This window comes from Klebsiella sp. JN_Kp127, assembly GCF_040062505.1.
GTDB lineage: Bacteria > Pseudomonadota > Gammaproteobacteria > Enterobacterales > Enterobacteriaceae > Klebsiella > Klebsiella quasipneumoniae.
In genome coordinates this window covers 16,579-34,316 of record NZ_JBEAHS010000050.1, presented here as the reverse complement: position 1 = coordinate 34,316, position 17,738 = coordinate 16,579, and the positions used below count along the sequence as shown (strand labels likewise).

At 59.9% G+C, this 17,738-nt stretch carries 17 protein-coding genes; 12 read left to right on the top strand and 5 right to left on the bottom strand.

Features of this window, described 5'->3' with window-relative positions:
- Positions 1 to 5: 5 nt before the first annotated feature.
- The 3 genes from kdpB to kdpF are packed head-to-tail and all read right to left on the bottom strand — an operon-like array spanning position 6 to position 3,843.
- Positions 6 to 2,054: a potassium-transporting ATPase subunit KdpB gene (kdpB, locus tag ABLV04_RS18960; protein ID WP_348816051.1), complete on the bottom strand. Its 2,049-nt coding sequence runs from the start codon at positions 2,052 to 2,054 to the stop codon at positions 6 to 8.
- Positions 2,055 to 2,074: 20 nt separating this feature from the next.
- Positions 2,075 to 3,754, bottom strand: coding sequence for a potassium-transporting ATPase subunit KdpA (gene kdpA / locus ABLV04_RS18955; RefSeq protein ID WP_348816049.1), 1,680 nt, complete (start codon positions 3,752 to 3,754; stop codon positions 2,075 to 2,077).
- Positions 3,754 to 3,843 (bottom strand): K(+)-transporting ATPase subunit F, encoded by a 90-nt coding sequence (gene kdpF / locus ABLV04_RS18950; protein WP_020323459.1) that lies wholly within the window; start codon positions 3,841 to 3,843, stop codon positions 3,754 to 3,756. The genes kdpA and kdpF overlap by 1 nt, the downstream gene beginning before the upstream one ends.
- 307 nt (positions 3,844 to 4,150) lie before the next feature.
- On the opposite strand from kdpF, the gene ABLV04_RS18945 reads away from it, so the two are divergent.
- Together ABLV04_RS18945 and phrB are read left to right on the top strand one after the other, a co-directional pair.
- The gene (locus tag ABLV04_RS18945; protein ID WP_004142243.1) at positions 4,151 to 4,360 is read left to right on the top strand and encodes a DUF2517 family protein; all 210 of its coding nucleotides are present in this window, start codon (positions 4,151 to 4,153) and stop codon (positions 4,358 to 4,360) included.
- A gap of 182 nt (positions 4,361 to 4,542) precedes the next feature.
- Complete coding sequence (phrB, locus tag ABLV04_RS18940) at positions 4,543 to 5,985, top strand: deoxyribodipyrimidine photo-lyase (RefSeq protein ID WP_348816047.1); 1,443 nt, start codon at positions 4,543 to 4,545, stop codon at positions 5,983 to 5,985.
- Here phrB and ABLV04_RS18935 read toward each other — a convergent pair.
- A complete protein-coding gene (locus ABLV04_RS18935) occupies positions 5,957 to 7,435 on the bottom strand; it encodes an MFS transporter (RefSeq protein WP_032455154.1) in 1,479 nt (492 codons plus the stop codon). The genes phrB and ABLV04_RS18935 overlap by 29 nt on opposite strands.
- Before the next feature lie 267 nt (positions 7,436 to 7,702).
- Here ABLV04_RS18935 and ABLV04_RS18930 point away from each other — a divergent pair, with 267 nt between their 5' ends.
- The 6 genes from ABLV04_RS18930 to nei are packed head-to-tail and all read left to right on the top strand — an operon-like array spanning position 7,703 to position 12,266.
- Complete coding sequence (locus ABLV04_RS18930) at positions 7,703 to 8,446, top strand: type 2 GTP cyclohydrolase I (RefSeq protein ID WP_004885970.1); 744 nt, start codon at positions 7,703 to 7,705, stop codon at positions 8,444 to 8,446.
- Between the two features lie 14 nt (positions 8,447 to 8,460).
- The gene (pxpB, locus tag ABLV04_RS18925) at positions 8,461 to 9,117 is read left to right on the top strand and encodes a 5-oxoprolinase subunit PxpB (protein ID WP_044521671.1); all 657 of its coding nucleotides are present in this window, start codon (positions 8,461 to 8,463) and stop codon (positions 9,115 to 9,117) included.
- On the top strand, positions 9,111 to 10,043 hold the full coding sequence (pxpC, locus tag ABLV04_RS18920; RefSeq protein WP_023288869.1) for a 5-oxoprolinase subunit PxpC: 933 nt from the start codon (positions 9,111 to 9,113) through the stop codon (positions 10,041 to 10,043). Before pxpB ends, pxpC begins: the two co-directional genes overlap by 7 nt.
- Positions 10,033 to 10,785, top strand: a complete 753-nt coding sequence (gene pxpA, locus ABLV04_RS18915) for a 5-oxoprolinase subunit PxpA (protein WP_023288870.1) — start codon at positions 10,033 to 10,035, stop codon at positions 10,783 to 10,785. Before pxpC ends, pxpA begins: the two co-directional genes overlap by 11 nt.
- Before the next feature lie 29 nt (positions 10,786 to 10,814).
- Positions 10,815 to 11,459: a pyroglutamyl-peptidase I gene (gene pcp / locus ABLV04_RS18910; RefSeq protein ID WP_048334976.1), complete on the top strand. Its 645-nt coding sequence runs from the start codon at positions 10,815 to 10,817 to the stop codon at positions 11,457 to 11,459.
- Between the two features lie 15 nt (positions 11,460 to 11,474).
- Entirely contained in the window at positions 11,475 to 12,266 is a 792-nt protein-coding gene (gene nei / locus ABLV04_RS18905) for an endonuclease VIII (RefSeq protein ID WP_023288872.1), read from the top strand.
- An 85-nt stretch (positions 12,267 to 12,351) separates the two neighbouring features.
- Here nei and gltA read toward each other — a convergent pair whose 3' ends face one another.
- A complete protein-coding gene (gene gltA, locus ABLV04_RS18900) occupies positions 12,352 to 13,635 on the bottom strand; it encodes a citrate synthase (protein ID WP_023288873.1) in 1,284 nt (427 codons plus the stop codon).
- Positions 13,636 to 14,275: 640 nt separating this feature from the next.
- On the opposite strand from gltA, the gene sdhC reads away from it, so the two are divergent.
- Genes sdhC through sdhB form a run of 4 tightly spaced genes read left to right on the top strand, consistent with a single transcriptional unit; the run spans position 14,276 to position 17,519 of the window.
- Complete coding sequence (gene sdhC, locus ABLV04_RS18895; RefSeq protein WP_004142216.1) at positions 14,276 to 14,680, top strand: succinate dehydrogenase cytochrome b556 subunit; 405 nt, start codon at positions 14,276 to 14,278, stop codon at positions 14,678 to 14,680.
- Positions 14,674 to 15,021, top strand: coding sequence for a succinate dehydrogenase membrane anchor subunit (gene sdhD, locus ABLV04_RS18890; protein WP_002894949.1), 348 nt, complete (start codon positions 14,674 to 14,676; stop codon positions 15,019 to 15,021). Before sdhC ends, sdhD begins: the two co-directional genes overlap by 7 nt.
- Complete coding sequence (gene sdhA, locus ABLV04_RS18885) at positions 15,021 to 16,787, top strand: succinate dehydrogenase flavoprotein subunit (protein ID WP_004179067.1); 1,767 nt, start codon at positions 15,021 to 15,023, stop codon at positions 16,785 to 16,787. Before sdhD ends, sdhA begins: the two co-directional genes overlap by 1 nt.
- A gap of 15 nt (positions 16,788 to 16,802) precedes the next feature.
- A complete protein-coding gene (gene sdhB / locus ABLV04_RS18880) occupies positions 16,803 to 17,519 on the top strand; it encodes a succinate dehydrogenase iron-sulfur subunit SdhB (RefSeq protein ID WP_023288874.1) in 717 nt (238 codons plus the stop codon).
- Positions 17,520 to 17,738 lie beyond the last annotated feature (219 nt).

The following is a 17,738-nucleotide window of genomic DNA, read 5'->3' as shown; positions in this document are numbered from 1 at the left end:
GTTCCTCACACCAGACCGCTCAGGGTCAGCAGCAGGTCAATGGCTTTAATACCGATAAAAGGCACCAGCAGACCGCCGAGGCCGTAGATCCACAGGTTGCGGCGCAGCATTGCCGAGGCGGAGAGCGGGCGATAGCTCACCCCTTTCAGGGCCAACGGGATCAGGAAGACGATGATCAGCGCGTTGAAGATAACGGCGCTGAGGATCGCCGACGATGGCGAATGCAGGCCCATCACGTTCAGCATCGCCAGCTGGGGATAGACCGCGGCAAACGCCGCCGGAATAATGGCGAAATATTTCGCCACGTCGTTGGCAATACTGAAGGTGGTCAGCGAGCCGCGCGTCATCAGCATCTGTTTGCCGATATGGACCACCTCAATCAGTTTGGTGGGGTTGGAATCCAGGTCGACCATGTTGCCCGCCTCTTTCGCCGCCTGGGTGCCTGAGTTCATGGCCACCGCGACGTCGGCCTGGGCCAGCGCGGGCGCGTCGTTGGTGCCGTCGCCGGTCATCGCCACCAGCCGACCTTCCGACTGATACTGGCGGATCAGCGCCAGCTTGGCTTCCGGCGTCGCTTCGGCGAGGAAATCGTCGACGCCGGCCTCGGCGGCGATCGCCGCGGCGGTGAGGCGGTTATCGCCGGTGATCATCACCGTTTTAATGCCCATTTTGCGCAGCTGGGCGAAACGCTCTTTGATGCCGCCTTTGACGATATCTTTGAGGGAAATAATTCCCAGCACCTTTTCACCTTCGGCAACCACCAGCGGCGTGGCCCCCTGGCGGGCGACCTCTTCCACCTGCTTCTCGACATCGGCAGGGAAGTGGCCGCCGTTGGCCTCCACGTGACGGCGAATCGCGTCCACCGAGCCTTTACGGATCATGCGCTGATCGATATTGATGCCGCTCATCCGCGTTTGCGCGGTAAAGGGGACAAAGGTGGCGTGCAGCGACTGCAGATCGCGTTCGCGCAGGTTGAAGCGCTGCTTCGCCAGCACCACGATGCTGCGTCCCTCCGGGGTTTCGTCAGCCAGCGAGGAGAGCTGGGCGGCGTCGGCGATGGTTCGCTCTTCCACACCGCGCGCCGGCAGGAAAGCGGAGGCCTGGCGGTTGCCAAGCGTAATGGTCCCGGTTTTATCCAGCAGCAGGACATCGACATCGCCAGCGGCCTCCACCGCGCGGCCGCTGGTGGCGATCACGTTGGCGCCCAGCATACGGCTCATCCCGGCGACGCCGATCGCCGACAGCAGACCGCCGATGGTGGTCGGGATCAGGCACACCAGCAGAGCGACCAGCACGGTGACGCTCACCGCATTGCCGCTCCAGGCCGAGAATGGCCAGATGGTGGCGGTGGCCAGCAGGAACACCAGCGTCAGGGCGATCAGCAGGATCGTCAGGGCGATTTCGTTCGGCGTTTTACGGCGCTGGGCGCCTTCCACCATGGCGATCATCCGGTCGAGGAAGGTTTCTCCCGGGTTGACGCTGCAGCGGATCACCAGCCAGTCGGAGAGGATGCGCGTCCCGCCGGTCACCGAGGCGAAATCGCCGCCGGATTCGCGGATCACCGGCGCGGACTCGCCGGTAATGGCGCTTTCGTCCACCGAGGCGCCGCCTTCGATGACTTCGCCATCGCAGGGGATAATATCCCCGGCTTCCACCAGCACCACGTCGCCTTTGCGCAGGTCTTCCGCCGGCACATGGTCGACCGTCGCGTCATGCTGCGGGGCGCGCAGCTTACGGGCGAAGGCCGTTTTTTTCACCCCTTTCAGGCTATTGGCCTGGGCTTTGCTGCGGCCTTCCGCCATCGCTTCGGCAAAGTTGGCGAACAGCACGGTAAACCATAACCAGATACTGATGGCGGCGGTAAACGTGGCGCTGCCGGTCAGAGCGCCGCCAGCCATGGCGATGGCCAGCAGGGTGGTTAACAGGCTGCCCACCCAGACGATAAACATCACCGGATTGCGCCACTGCACCATCGGGCTGAGTTTTTTCACGGCATCCAGCAGCGCCTGGCGCACCAGCGTCGGCTCCAGCAGGGCTAATTGTTTGCGACTCATAACAGGGGGCTCCGCATCGCTCAAAGTAAGGAAAAGTGTTCGGCCAGCGGGCCAAGCGCCAGCGCTGGAATAAAGGTCAGGGCGCCCACCAGCAGCACGGTGCCAATCAGCAGACCGATAAACAGGGCGTCGTGGGTGGCCAGGGTACCGGGGCTGGCCGGTTGAATTTTCTTCGTCACCAGCGAGCCGGCGATAGCCATCACCGGAATGATGACGGCGAAGCGTCCAGCCAGCATGCAGAACGCCAGCAGCAGGTTCCAGAAGGGTGTCGCCGCGCCCAGGCCGGCGAAGGCGCTGCCGTTGTTATTGGCCGCCGAGGTGACGGCGTACAGCACTTCGCTATAGCCGTGCGCGCCGGGGTTGAACATCCCGGCGCGGCCGGCCTCGGTCATCATCGCCAGCGCCGTGCCGAGCAGTACCAGCGTCGGGGTGACCAGAATGGCCAGGGCGATCATTTTCATTTCCCGGACATCGATTTTCTTCCCGAGGTACTCCGGGGTGCGGCCGACCATCAGCCCGGCGATAAACACCGCCAGCATAACGAACAGCAGCATGCCATAGAGACCCGAGCCGACGCCGCCGAACACCACTTCGCCAATCTGCATCAGCCACATCGGCACCATCCCGCCCAGCGCGGTGAAGGAGTCATGCATGGCGTTGACCGCGCCGCAGGAGGCGGCGGTGGTGATCACCGCGAACAGACTGCTGGCGAGAATACCGAAGCGGCTCTCTTTACCCTCCATATTCAGGCTGCTGTCGGCGCCCAGCGTCAGCAGGTGCGGGTTGCCGCGGGTTTCCGCCCACATCACCACGGCGACGCAGAGGATAAAGATCAGCGTCATCGCCCACAGAATAGCGCGCCCCTGGCGGCGATCGCTCACCACCTCGCCGAAGGCGAAGCACAGCGCCGCCGGGATCAGGAAGATGGCCAGCATCTGCACGAGATTGGTCAGCGCCGTCGGGTTTTCAAACGGATGGGCGGAGTTAGCGTTAAAGAAACCGCCGCCGTTGGTGCCCAGCAGCTTAATCGCTTCCTGTGAGGCGACAGGCCCCATCGGCAGCAGCTGGTGCGCCCCTTCGAGGGTGGTAAAGGGCTGGTAAGCCTGCAGGTTCTGCGGCACGCCTTGCTGAATAAAGAACAGGGCCGCCAGCAGAGAGAGCGGCAGCAGCAGCCACAGGGTAATGCGCGTCAGGTCGACCCAGGCATTGCCGAGGGTGGACATTTTCTGTCGGGCGAAGGCGCGGGTCAGGGCGAAGACCACGGCGATGCCGGTGGCGGCGGAGAGGAAATTCTGCACCGTCAGCCCCACCATCTGGCTGAGATAGCTCATGGTGCTTTCGCCGGCGTAAGCCTGCCAGTTGGTATTACTGACAAAGCTGACCGCGGTGTTGAGCGCCAGATCCCACGGCAGCCCCGGCAGGTGCTGCGGGTTAAACGGCAGCACGCCCTGGAGCATCAGCAGGGCAAACAGCGCCAGGCCGCCGAGGGCGTTAAACAGCAGGATCGCCAGCAAATACTGCAGCCAGCCCATCTCTTCGGCGCGGATCCCGGCCACGCGCCACAGAACGCGCTCGACGCCGGCCAGGCCGGGAAGCGGGATGTCGTTCACCATTCTCGCCAGACACATCCCCAGCGGGCGCGCCAGCGCCAGCAATACCAGCAGATAGCTGGCTAATAATAAAAATCCCTGGGCAGCCATCAGAATGCCTCCGCATGTATCAAGGCATAAACCAGATAAGCCAGTAACAGGAACACCAGCCCAACGCCAGTGAGTACGCCTGCAGTCACAATCCACCTCCGGGTGTGTTTTTGATTTACCAGGAGAATAGAAATTACGGCGCAAAGATTTCGCAAAAATCCGCGGGCGCGGTGTAAAAAAAGTATAAAAATGGCAAAGGCACAATTTAACTGATGGTTAGTATTAATTTAACTTTTTCGTAACTAATTTACGGGATGAATGTAAATTAAGTATAAATACGTGCTTTTTAGTGGTCGGATGAGTAGTAAAATTACAACCAACGCGGTACTATTTTGCTCAAACAAACATGGTAATTTTTTACCGGCGCGACTTGCCGGCCTGACAAAGGGGAGAGAAATGATGGCGTTGTACAAAGCTTATCCTGCTCATATTATTTTGCTGCGTCGGGCTTTCGCCGTCGTGGCTGGCGTCGCGGCGCTGCCGGTGATGCTGTTCTGGAAAGATCGCGCCCGCTATTACAGCTGGCTGCACCGGGTGTGGTCGAAAACCAGCGAGCAGCCGGTGTGGATGGCGCAGGCGGAAAAAGCCGCTCACGACTTCTACTGATTCGCCCTGCTGCAATGAAAGCCAATAACCGCCGGTTGCCCCCGGCGGTTTTTTTTCGTCGCTTGTCTACACTCGTTGCAAGCGCCGCAGCGGAATTGGCAGGTGCTTATTTTGCCGGAGCGCGCTATTTTTTCCGGCTTAGATCATGAGATGAGTTTTGCTGACGGATAATGAGGAGTGATATGGCCACCCATCTGGTCTGGTTACGCACGGATTTACGCATTCACGATAACCTGGCGCTGGCCGCCGCCTGCCGCGATCCGCAGGCGCAGGTGCTGGCGCTCTATATTGCCACTCCAGGGCAGTGGCGCGAGCATCATATGGCGCCGCGGCAGGCCGCTTTTATCGCCAGCCATTTGCACAGTCTGCACGCCGCGCTGGCGGAGCGTGGCATACCGTTGTGGGTAGAAGAGGCGGACGATTTTAGCGCCAGCGTCGAGCGACTGGCCCATTTTTGCCAGCAGCACCAGGTCAGTCACCTGTTCTACAACTATCAGTACGAATTCAATGAACGCCAGCGCGATGCCGCCGTTGAGAACACCTTGAGCGAAGTGATTTGCCAGGGATTTGACGACAGCGTCCTGTTGCCGCCCGGCAGCGTACTGACCGGCGGCGGCGAAATGTATAAAGTCTTCACTCCGTTTAAGAATGCGTTTATTCGCCGGCTGCGGGAAGGGCTGCCGGCGTGCGTGGCCGCGCCAAAGCCGCGCCAGACACCCGCCCGCCAGGCGCCGCCGCCGCCGGAGCTCAACTATCCGCAAACGCCGTTCGATGGGCTGCTGTTTGCCGCGGATGAAAAAACGGCGCTGGCGCGGCTGCGCGCGTTTTGTCAGCAACCGGCGGCGGATTATGAGGGGCAGCGCGACTTCCCGGCCGTGGAAGGGACCAGTCGCCTGTCGCCCTGCCTGGCCACCGGGGTGCTGTCGCCGCGCCAGTGTCTGCATCGGCTGCTGACGGAACACCCCGCCGCGCTGGACGGCGGGGCAGGCGCCACCTGGCTTAATGAGCTGATTTGGCGGGAGTTTTACCGCCATCTGATGGTCTACTATCCGAAACTCTGTAAAGGACGGCCGTTTGTCGCCTGGACCGATAAGGTCGCCTGGCGCGAAGAGGATGGCGCCCTGCAGGCCTGGCAGCGCGGGGAGACCGGCTATCCGATTGTCGATGCCGCCATGCGCCAGCTTAACGCCACCGGCTGGATGCATAACCGGTTGCGCATGATCGTCGCCAGCTTCCTGACTAAAGATCTGCGCCTCGACTGGCGGGCAGGGGAGCGCTATTTCATGAGCCAGCTGATTGATGGCGACCTGGCGGCGAACAACGGCGGCTGGCAGTGGGCGGCTTCGACGGGCACCGACGCCGCGCCCTATTTCCGCATATTTAATCCCACCACCCAGGGCGAGAAGTTTGATAAGCAGGGGGGGTTTATGCGTCGCTGGCTGCCGGAGCTGGCAAAGGTGCCGGAGAAGGCGCTGCATCAGCCGTGGGCGTGGGCGGATAAACAGGGGATTACGCTGGATTATCCGCGCCCGATAGTCGATCACAAGCAGGCGCGGCAGGAGACGCTGGCGGCCTGGGAGGCCGCCAGAAAGGGGATTACTCCACCGCCAGACGGCGGGTCCTGACCTTCAGCGAGTGATACAGCCAGATGACCAGCACCACGCCGACGCAGGCCAGCGCGCCCCAGGTGATCTGGCTGAAGACGTTGATGTAGGCGTCAATGGAGTAGTTCACCGCCCCGGCGGCGTCGAATGACGCCTGCGAGGTCTGGTCGGCGATAACGCCGGCCAGATAGTTGGCGATGGCCCCGGAGAGCAGCATATAGATGCCGGTCAACACCCCGGTGACCCCCGGGATCTCAATGCGGGTGATTTGCGACATCGCGACCGGGTCGATAAACAGTTCGGCAAAACCCATCACCGCCAGCCCCAGCACCATCAGCGGCATGGACGACTGACCATAGGCCGCCGACCAGCGGGCGCTGAGGGTTAGGATGCAGAACCCGGCGCTCATCAGGCCCAGACCGAGGGCAAATTTTCCCCAGATGCGCACGGTGCGATTACCGCCGACGCTCTCTTTCACCAGCCACGCCAGCACCATGCCGCAGAGCATCACCGCGAAGGCGTTGATCGACTGGAACATAGCGGTAGGAACTTCGTAGCTCATGATATGGCGGTTAACGAAGCGGTCAATATACAGGCTGATGGAGCTGCCGCCCTGTTGGGCGAAGGCCCAGAACAGCAGGCTGAAAGCGGTCAGGACGACGATCAGGCGCAGATCCTTGCGCTGTTTATCGGTCTCGGCGCGCAGGTAGATCCGCGCCAGCACCGCGAGGCCAATGGCCGTGGCCACGATCAGGGCATATACCGACCACTCCTGCCAGAACAGCACGGCAATCAGCAGCGGAGCAGTGACCAGCAGCACCAGCAGCCAGCCCCAGTTCGGCAGCAGGAAGCGACGGGCGCACAGCGCCTGGCGGTTCACGCCGGCGGTATGCTGGAAGTGGCGGTTGCCGCAGAGGAAAATCACCAGTCCCGCCACCATGCCGATGGCCGCCAGGGCAAAGCCCATCGCCCAGCTATACTCCTCCTGGACGTAGCCGCAGGCGATCGGCGCGATGATCGAGCCGATATTGCCCGCGGCATACATCAGCGAGAAACCGCCATCGCGACGCGGATCGGCGGGTTCGTACAGCTCGCCCAGCAGACAGCTGACGTTGGATTTAAACAACCCGTAGCCGCAGACGATGATCGCCAGCGACAGGTAGAGGAAGACCGGGGCGGTTTCGCTGGCCCCGAGCACCAGATGGCCAATGGCCATCAGCAGTGCGCCGAGCATGACCGCCATCCGGTTGCCTAACAGCTTATCGGCCAGATAGCCGCCGAGGATCGGCGTCACATAGACCAGCGAACAGTAGGCGCTGAACAGGGCGTAAGCGTGGTTATCGTCATATTTAAGCTGATTGGTGAGATAGAGGATCAGCAGGGCGCGCATGCCGTAGAAGCTAAAGTATTCCCAGATTTGCAGCGCCACGACGTAGTAAATCGCCCGCGGTTGCGATGATGTTGTCTTCATGAGAAGTGTGTTTCCTGGCGTAAAGCGAAAGTCGATCGTTCTGCATGAATAGCGTTTAATTAGTCATATTCATGGCTTGAGGGGCTTTCTGATTATTTAATATGCTTTATTAATGCATAAATATACACGAATGCGCGGCGGGATGAATAGACAAATTGCGCTATTCGGTAAAAAGTCATCGTCAGTGTCGGAGGCGGACTATCGACGACCCGAATGGATCTGGTTATGTTATGCCTTTGTATACCCTGATTATCTGCTGGAGTGGCGATGAAAAATAGCGAACTGGAACAACTGATAAACGACAAGCTCAATAGCGCAGCCATCAGTGACTTCGCCCCTAACGGTCTGCAGGTGGAAGGGCGCGACACGGTGCACAAGATCGTCACCGGAGTCACGGCCAGCCAGGCGCTGCTGGATGAGGCCGTCCGCCTGCAGGCGGATGCGGTAATCGTCCATCACGGCTATTTCTGGAAAAACGAATCGCCAGTGATCCGTGGCATGAAGCGCCGGCGCCTGAAAACCCTGCTGGCCAACGATATCAATCTCTACGGCTGGCACCTGCCGCTGGATGCCCATCCCGAGCTGGGCAATAACGCGCAGCTGGCGCATCTGCTGGGGATTAACGTGCTGGGCGAAATCGAACCGCTGGTGCCCTGGGGCGAACTGTCGATGCCGGTGTCCGGCCTCGAGCTGGCCTCGTGGATTGAAGCGCGGCTGGGACGCAAGCCGCTGTGGTGCGGCGATACCGGGCCGGACACCGTCAGCCGCGTCGCCTGGTGTACCGGGGGCGGCCAGAGCTTTATCGACGCCGCGGCGCGCTTCGGCGTGGACGCGTTTATCACCGGCGAGGTGTCGGAACAAACCATCCACTCTGCCCGCGAGCAGGGCCTGCATTTTTATGCCGCCGGCCACCACGCCACCGAGCGGGGCGGCATTCGCGCCCTCAGCGAATGGCTGACGGAAACCACCGACCTGGATGTCACCTTTATTGATATTCCTAACCCTGCCTGACGGGAGAGAGAAAAGTGCAGCGAGCGCGTTGTTATCTGTTAGGAGAAACGGCTGTCGTGCTGGAGCTGGAGCCGCCGGTTACCCTTGAAAGCCAGCAACGGATCTGGGGATTAGCCCAGCGTCTGGCGAACCATGAAGAGGTGATTGACGCCATTCCCGGCATGAACAATATCACTGTGGTGCTCCGCCGCCCGCAGGAGGTGGCGTGGGAGGCGATAGACCGTCTGCAGCGCTGGTGGGAGGAGAGCCTCGCGATCGAGCCGGAGTCGCGCTCGCTGTCTGTTCCGGTCGTATACGGCGGCGAGGCCGGACCGGACCTCGGGGTAGTGGCGCAGCACAGCGGCCTGAGTGAAAAACAGGTCGTGGAGCTGCACGCCTCGGTGGAATATCTGGTCTGGTTTATTGGTTTTCAGCCGGGATTTCCCTACCTGGGCGGGCTGCCTGCGGCGCTGGCGACACCGCGTCGCGCCGAACCGCGCGTGCTCGTCCCGGCCGGGTCGGTGGGTATCGGCGGCGCGCAAACCGGTATCTATCCGCTGGCGACGCCCGGCGGCTGGCAGCTGCTGGGGCGCACCGCGCTGACGCTGTTCGACCCGGCGCGGAAGGAGCCTGCGCTACTGCGCGTGGGCGATAAAATTCGCTTTGTGCCGCAAAAGGAGGGGGTATGTTGACCTTGATCCGCGCCGGCCTGTACACCTCGGTACAGGACGGTGGACGAGAAGGCCTGCGCCAGTCTGGCATCAGCCGCTGCGGCGCCCTGGATTATCCCTCGCTGGTGATTGCCAATCTGCTGGTTGGCAACGAGGCGAATGCCGCCGGGCTGGAGATTACCCTCGGCCAGGTGGAGATCGAATTTGCCCGCAGCGGCTGGTTTGCGCTGACCGGCGCCGCCTGCGAAGCGACGCTGGACGGTAAAGCGGTCTGGGTGGGCTGGCGCACCGCCTACCGGGCCGGGCAGCGGCTGGTGTTGAAAACGCCGCAGCATGGCATCCGTAGCTATCTGGCGGTGGCGGGCGGGATTGCGGTCCCCGAGGTCCTTGGCTCGCGCTGCACGGATCTCAAGGCGGGGATTGGCGGTCTGGAAGGACGCCGCCTGCAGGATGGCGACAAGCTGAAGCTCGGGAAAGCCGCCCGCCGCTTCACCACCCCGCGCGGCGTCAAGCAGCTGCCGCTGGGCAACCGCATTCGTGCGCTGCCCGGGCCGGAGTACCATGAATTTGACGAGGCCTCGCAGGCGTCATTCTGGCGCGCCCCCTGGAAGCTCAGTCCGCAGAGTAACCGCATGGGGTACCGCCTGCAGGGGCAGCCGCTGAAACGCACCACCGATCGTGAAATGCTGTCGCACGGCCTGCTGCCGGGCGTGGTGCAGGTGCCGCACAACGGCCAGCCCATTGTGCTGATGAACGACGCGCAAACCACCGGCGGCTATCCGCGGATCGCCTGCATTATCGATGCCGATATGTACCAGCTGGCGCAGATCCCGCTGGGGCAGCCGATCCATTTCGTGGCCTGCTCGCTGGAGGAGGCGCTGAAGGCGCGGGCCGATCGCCAGCGTTATCTTGAACAACTGGCCTGGAGACTCCACGATGATGATTGATCTTAATGCCGATCTTGGAGAAGGCGGGGCGAACGATAGCGCGCTGCTCCAGCTGGTGTCATCGGCGAATATCGCCTGTGGTTTTCACGCCGGCGACGCCGGGCTGATGGTGCAGAGCGTGCGCGAGGCGCTGAAGTACGGCGTGGCGGTGGGCGCCCATCCGGGATATCCCGACCGGGAAAATTTTGGCCGCACGGCGATGGATCTGCCGCCGGAAACGGTCTATGCCCAGACGCTGTATCAGATTGGCGCTCTGGCGGCGATCGTTCAGGCGCAGGGCGGCGAGATGCAGCACGTGAAGCCGCACGGCATGCTCTACAACCAGGCGGCCAAATCGCCGCCGCTGGCCGACGCGATCGCCCGCGCGGTCCGCGATGTTAACCCGCAGCTGGTGCTGGTGGGTCTTGCGGGCAGCGAATTGATCCGCGCCGGACAGCGCTATGGTCTGACGACGCGTCAGGAGGTGTTTGCCGATCGCGGTTATCTGGCCGACGGCAGCCTGGTGCCGCGCAGCCAGCCCGGGGCGCTGATTGACAGCGAAGAGCAGGCCCTGGCGCAAACCCTCGAGATGGTGCAACACCACCGGGTGCGCAGCGTCAGCGGCGAATGGGCGAACGTGGTGGCGCAGACGGTATGTCTGCACGGTGATGGTCCGCATGCCCTCGATTTTGCCCGCCGTTTACGGGCGGCGTTCGCCGGGCGCCATATTCTGGTCAGCGCTCAGCCAGAGGCTGAGATATGACAATCGGCATGACCGCGAAGGAGAGGATGGTGGCGGGAGTATTACTCACCGGTTTCGAACCCTTTGACGGCGAGACGGTGAACCCTTCCTGGGAAGTGGTGCAGCAGCTTGACGGCACTATGATTGCTGGCCAGCCGGTGACCGCCCGGCAGCTTCCCTGCGTGTTTGGCGAGGCGCTGTCGGCGCTCGACGCGGCGATAGAGGACCTGCAGCCGAAGCTGGTTATCGCGGTGGGGCAGGCCGGCGGTCGGGTCGATATCAGCGTCGAACGTGTGGCGATCAACGTCGATGATGCGCGCATCCCCGATAACAAAGGCCAGCAACCCATCGACACGCCGATCGTCGACGGCGGGCCGGCGGCGTGGTTCAGCACCTTGCCGATCAAAGCGATCGTCAGCGCGCTGCGCGATCGCGGGATCCCGGCCTCGGTGTCGCAGACTGCCGGCACCTTCGTCTGCAACCACGTCATGTACGGCCTGTTGCACAGGCTGCAGGGTCAGGCTGAGGTGAGAGGCGGTTTTATCCATATTCCATGGCTACCGGCGCAGGCGGCGGCCCATCCCGGCGAGCCGAGTATGGCGATCGCCACCGTGCGGGAGGCGCTGGAGACGGCCATTGCCGTGGCCCTGCGCCAGCCGGTGGACAGTAAACTGGGCGGCGGCGCCACCCACTGACAAAAGGATGACAGTATGCCGGAAGGTCCGGAGATCCGCCGCGCGGCGGATACACTGGAGGCGGCAATCAAAGACGAACCCTTAACCGACGTCTGGTTCGCCTTTCCCCGGTTGCAACCCTACCAAACCCCGCTGATTGGTCAGCGGGTTACCCATATCGACACCCGGGGCAAAGCCCTGCTGACCCGCTTCTCCGGCGGCCTGACCCTGTACAGCCATAATCAGCTGTACGGCGTCTGGCGCGTGGTTGACGCTGGCGAACAGCCCGCCTCTAACCGGGTGCTGCGCGTCAGGCTCCAGACCGCCAGCAAGGCGATTTTGCTCTACAGCGCGTCGGACATTGAGATGCTCACAGCGGAGCAGGTGGCCAACCATCCGTTCTTGCTGCGCATCGGTCCGGACGTACTGGATATGACGTTAACTGCGGAGCAGGTGAAAGCGCGGCTGCTGTCGGCCAAATTCCGCCATCGTCAGTTTTCCGGCCTGCTGTTGGATCAGGCTTTTCTTGCCGGGCTGGGAAACTATCTGCGGGTGGAAATCCTCTGGCAGGTGGGGCTGACCGGGCAGCATAAGGCCTCGGAGCTGAATGCAATACAACTGGATGCGCTGGCGCACGCGCTGCTTGATATCCCGCGGCTTTCTTATCGCACCCGCGGCCAGCCCGATGACAACAAGCACCACGGCGCGCTGTTCCGCTTTAAGGTGTTCCATCGCGATGGCGAACAGTGCGAGCGCTGCGGGGGCGTGATTGAGAAGACGATGCTCTCCTCGCGGCCCTTTTACTGGTGCCCGCACTGCCAGCATTAAGCCGGCGGCCAGGCAGCGCCAGACCTCATCGTCAGGCATAAAAAAACGCGCCATCAGGCGCGTTTTTATCATCCGGACAGCGAGATTAACGCTTGATGTCGGACTGGAAATCGCGTTTTTCGTAGCCGGTATAGAGCTGACGCGGACGGGCGATTTTCATGCCATCGCTGTGCATTTCGTTCCAGTGCGCAATCCAGCCCACGGTACGCGCCATGGCGAAGATAACGGTAAACATGGAGGACGGAATACCCATCGCTTTCAGGATGATACCGGAGTAGAAGTCGACGTTCGGGTAGAGTTTCTTCTCGATGAAGTACGGGTCGTTCAGCGCGATATGCTCCAGCTCCATGGCCACCTGCAGCAGGTCGTCTTTGGTGCCCAGCTCTTTCAGCACTTCATGGCAGGTTTCACGCATCACGGTGGCGCGCGGGTCGTAGTTTTTGTACACACGATGGCCGAAGCCCATCAGGCGGAAAGAGTCATTCTTGTCTTTCGCACGACGAACAAATTCCGGAATGTGCTCAACGGAGCTGATCTCTTCCAGCATTTTCAGCGCCGCTTCGTTGGCGCCGCCGTGCGCCGGTCCCCACAGGGAGGCGATGCCGGCTGCGATACAGGCGAACGGGTTAGCGCCGGAAGAGCCCGCGGTACGTACCGTCGAGGTCGAGGCGTTCTGTTCGTGATCGGCGTGCAGGATCAGAATACGGTCCATTGCGCGCTCCAGCACCGGATTGACTTCGTACTCTTCGCACGGCGTGGCGAACATCATGCGCAGGAAGTTGCCGGCGTAGGAGAGGTCATTGCGCGGATAAACAAACGGCTGGCCGATAGAATACTTGTAACACATGGCTGCCATGGTCGGCATTTTGGACAGCAGGCGATAGGCGGCAATTTCACGGTGACGCGGGTTATTCACGTCGAGGGAGTCGTGATAGAACGCCGCCAGGGCGCCGGTGATCCCGCACATAACGGCCATCGGGTGAGAATCGCGACGGAACGCATGGAACAGACGAGTAATCTGCTCATGGATCATGGTGTGGCGGGTGACGGTGGTTTTGAATTCGTCATATTCGGCCTGGGTCGGTTTTTCACCGTTTAGCAGAATGTAACAAACTTCAAGATAGTTTGATTCGGTCGCTAACTGGTCGATCGGGAAGCCACGGTGCAGCAGGATCCCCTCGTCACCATCGATAAACGTAATTTTAGATTCACAGGAAGCGGTAGATGTGAAACCTGGGTCAAAAGTAAATACGCCTTTTGAACCAAGACTACGAATATCAATAACATCCTGACCGAGCGTGCCTTTTAGCACATCCAGTTCAATAGCAGTGTCACCACCCAGGGTGATTTTTGCTTTAGCATCAGACATTTATGGTCTCCTTAGCGCCTTTATTGCTTAAGACTGCCGGGTGGTGGATTTGCTTTCGGTCCGCGCCCGTATACGTTACCAGTTTGTTATGTTGCACACAGCTCTGCGTCAGCGAAAAGGGCAGGGTACAGAGCAACGGCGCTTGATGGCACGTTCTTCAGGGCTGCGGTGAAACAACAGCAAATCAGCGTTTTAGCAGTCCGAATATTAAAACCTGTATACCACTAATAACTGTCCTGATTACATCGGTCAATACTGACACACTGTTACATAACTTATTCTCAGGTGAAAGCGTGACCTCATAACTTTTGAGCATTATTGCATTTAACTGGTAATGGTTGTAACAAGAATGTTTAATATTTGTCAAATCAGGTGATTAAAAATTAAAAAAATGTTGTTATCGTGACCTTGATCACTGTTCCGGAGAAAACCCAACAAACTATATGTAGGTTAATTGTAATGATTTTGTGAACGGCCTATACTGCGGCCAGGTCTCCGGAACACCCTGCAATCCCGAGCCACCCAGCGTTGTTTAGTGATGTTTTAATGCCTGAAAAGACGTTTTAACATGACTTCTGGTTATAGAAAGGACGCTGTCTGACCCGCAAGCAGACCGGAGGAAGGAAACAATAAGAACAGCATGTGGGCGTTATTCATGGTAAGAAATGTGAAAAAACAAAGACCTGTCAATCTGGATCTACAAACGATACGGTTCCCAATCACGGCGATAGCGTCCATTCTCCATCGCGTTTCCGGTGTCATCACCTTCGTGGCGGTCGGAATTCTGCTTTGGCTGCTGGGCACCAGCCTCTCCTCCCCTGAAGGTTTTCTGACGGCGGCCTCGATCATGGATAGCTTCTTTGTGAAGTTCATCATGTGGGGCATTCTCACCGCGCTGGCCTATCACGTCGTTGTTGGTATCCGCCATCTGATGATGGACTTTGGCTACCTGGACGAAACCCTCGAAGCAGGGAAACGTTCCGCCAAGATTTCTTTTGTTATTACTGTCGTGCTTTCACTTCTCGCAGGAGTCCTCGTATGGTAAGCAACGCCTCAGCACTGGGACGCAACGGCGTACATGACTTTATTCTGGTCCGTGCTACCGCCATCGTTCTGACCCTCTACATCATCTACATGGTTGGCTTCTTCGCTACCACCGGTGAAATCTCATGGGAAGTGTGGACCGGATTCTTTGCCTCCGGCTTCACTAAAGTCTTCACTCTGCTGGCTCTCGTTTCCATTCTTATCCATGCCTGGATCGGGATGTGGCAGGTGTTAACGGACTACGTTAAACCACTGGCTCTGCGCCTGGTTCTGCAACTGGCTATCGTTGTGGCGCTGGTGGCTTACGTTCTTTATGGATTTGTTGTGGTGTGGGGTGTGTAATGAAATTGCCAGTCAGAGAGTTTGATGCTGTTGTCATCGGTGCCGGCGGCGCAGGTATGCGCGCGGCGCTGCAAATTTCCCAGAGCGGACAGACCTGTGCGCTGCTCTCCAAAGTTTTCCCGACCCGATCGCACACCGTATCCGCGCAGGGTGGTATCACCGTCGCGCTCGGTAACTCCCATGAAGATAACTGGGAATGGCATATGTACGACACCGTAAAAGGGTCGGACTATATCGGCGACCAGGACGCCATCGAATATATGTGTAAGACCGGCCCGGAAGCGATTCTCGAGCTGGAGCATATGGGCTTGCCGTTCTCCCGTCTTGACGACGGCCGTATTTATCAGCGCCCGTTCGGCGGCCAGTCGAAGAACTTCGGCGGCGAGCAGGCGGCGCGTACCGCGGCGGCGGCTGACCGTACCGGTCACGCCCTGCTGCACACCCTGTACCAGCAGAACCTCAAAAACCACACCACTATCTTCTCCGAATGGTATGCCCTCGATCTGGTGAAAAACCAGGACGGCGCGGTGGTGGGTTGTACCGCCCTGTGCATCGAGACCGGCGAAGTGGTCTACTTTAAAGCCCGCGCCACCGTGCTGGCGACCGGCGGCGCAGGCCGTATCTATCAGTCCACCACCAACGCCCACATCAACACCGGTGACGGCGTCGGGATGGCCATTCGCGCCGGCGTGCCGGTGCAGGATATGGAAATGTGGCAGTTCCACCCGACCGGTATCGCCGGGGCAGGGGTTCTGGTCACCGAAGGTTGCCGCGGCGAAGGCGGTTATCTGCTGAATAAACACGGCGAGCGCTTTATGGAGCGTTATGCGCCGAACGCGAAAGACCTGGCGGGTCGTGACGTGGTGGCGCGTTCCATCATGATCGAGATCCGCGAAGGCCGCGGCTGCGACGGTCCGTGGGGCCCGCACGCGAAACTGAAACTGGATCACCTGGGTAAAGAGGTTCTGGAATCTCGTCTGCCGGGTATCCTTGAGCTGTCCCGCACCTTTGCTCACGTCGATCCGGTGAAAGAGCCGATCCCGGTTATCCCAACCTGCCACTACATGATGGGCGGTATTCCGACCAAAGTGACCGGCCAGGCGCTGACCGTCAATGAGAAGGGCGAAGACGTGGTGATCCCGGGTCTGTTCGCGGTGGGCGAAATCGCCTGCGTATCGGTCCACGGCGCCAACCGTCTGGGCGGCAACTCGCTGCTCGACCTGGTGGTCTTCGGCCGCGCGGCGGGCCTGCATCTGCAGGAGTCTATCGCCGAGCAGGGCACGCTGCGCGACGCCAGCGAATCCGATATCGAAGGCTCGCTGGACCGCCTCAACCGCTGGAACAACACCCGTTCCGGTGAAGATCCGGTGGCGATCCGCAAAGCGCTGCAGGAATGTATGCAGCATAACTTCTCGGTGTTCCGCGAAGGCGATGCGATGCACAAAGGTCTGGAACAGCTGAAAGTGATCCGCGAGCGCCTGAAAAACGCCCGTCTCGACGATACCTCCAGCGAGTTCAACACCCAGCGCGTTGAGTGCCTGGAGCTGGATAACCTGATGGAAACCGCGTACGCGACCGCCGTATCCGCTAACTTCCGTACCGAGAGCCGTGGCGCCCACAGCCGCTTCGACTTCCCGGATCGTGATGATGAAAACTGGCTGTGCCATTCCCTGTATCTGCCAGAGTCGGAATCCATGACGCGTCGTAGCGTCAACATGGAACCGAAACTGCGTCCGGCATTCCCGCCGAAGATTCGTACTTATTAATGCGGAGACAGGAAAATGAAACTCGAGTTTTCAATTTATCGCTATAACCCGGATGTTGACGACGCTCCGCACATGCAGGATTACACCCTCGACGCGGAAGAAGGTCGTGACATGATGCTGCTGGATGCGCTGATCCAGCTGAAAGAAAAAGATCCGTCGCTGTCGTTCCGCCGCTCCTGCCGTGAAGGGGTCTGCGGTTCCGATGGCCTGAACATGAACGGGAAAAACGGTCTGGCGTGCATCACGCCGATCTCCGCGCTGAATCAGCCGGGCAAGAAGATTGTTATCCGCCCGCTGCCAGGATTACCGGTTATCCGTGATTTGGTGGTGGACATGGGGCAATTCTATGCACAATATGAGAAGATTAAGCCTTACTTGTTGAATAATGGGCAAAATCCTCCGGCTCGCGAGCATCTGCAGATGCCTGAGCAGCGTGAGAAGCTCGATGGCCTGTACGAGTGTATTCTGTGCGCATGTTGTTCGACCTCGTGCCCGTCGTTCTGGTGGAACCCGGACAAGTTCATCGGCCCGGCAGGCCTGCTGGCCGCGTATCGCTTCCTGATCGACAGTCGCGATACCGAAACCAGCGAGCGTCTGGACGGCCTGAGCGATGCTTTCAGCGTATTCCGCTGTCACAGCATTATGAACTGCGTCAGTGTGTGTCCTAAGGGGCTGAACCCGACGCGCGCCATCGGCCATATTAAGTCGATGCTGCTGCAGCGCAGCGCGTAAGTTGTTTTAGTTGCCGGATGGCGACGTAAACGTCTTATCCGGCCTACAGGAGCATATTTTGTAGGCCTGATAAGCGAAGCGCCATCAGGCAATAGATATAGCAGGAAATCTTTAAAAACCGCCAAATATGTACCAGTAATCAAGGCGTTCAGAGCGAGGTAAGGCGGCAACTGAACGCATCCCCGGGAGCATAGTGAACTATGTGACCGGGGAAAGTGA